Source organism: Streptomyces hainanensis (assembly GCF_004348415.1).
Lineage (GTDB): Bacteria > Actinomycetota > Actinomycetes > Streptomycetales > Streptomycetaceae > Streptomyces > Streptomyces hainanensis.
Map to the genome: position 1 here is coordinate 1 of NZ_SMKI01000924.1, position 563 is coordinate 563.

General features: G+C 73.9%; 1 protein-coding gene. It reads left to right on the forward strand.

All coding sequences use genetic code 11. The annotated features are described in order from the left end of the window. Positions 1-563: NAD-dependent epimerase/dehydratase family protein (locus E1283_RS36845; protein ID WP_132822463.1), on the forward strand; the 563-nt coding region annotated here is incomplete at both ends.

Sequence of the window (563 nt, forward strand, 5' to 3'; positions counted from 1 at the left end):
TACCGGGAGAACCTGCAGGGCCTCCAGATCCTGCTGGAGGCCGTGCGCGGCGCCCGCGTCCCCCGCTTCGTCTTCGCCTCCTCGGCCGCGGTCTACGGCACCCCCGAGACCGACCTCCTCACCGAGGAGACCCCCTGCCTCCCCACCACCCCCTACGGCGAGACCAAACTCGCCGGCGAGTGGCTGGTGCGCGCCACGGGCCGCGCCCACGGCATCAGCACCGCCTGCCTGCGCGCCGTCAACGTCGCGGGCACCGCCGACCCGCTGCTGGCCGACACCAACGGCGCGAGCCTGCTCCCCATGACGTTCGAGTACCTGCACGCCGGCTCGCCGGCCCGGATCCTCGGCGACGACTACCCGACCAGGGACGGCACCTGCGAGCGCGACTTCCTGCACGTCGCCGACCTGGCAGCCGCCCACCTGGCCGCCGCCCAGGCGCTGACCGACCAGCCGACGCCCGAACACCTCACGGTCAACGTCTCGCGCGGCGAGAGCGTCTCGGTCCGCGAGATGATCCGCGCCGTCTGCGAGGTCACGGGCCACACCAGGCTCCGCCCCAGGAC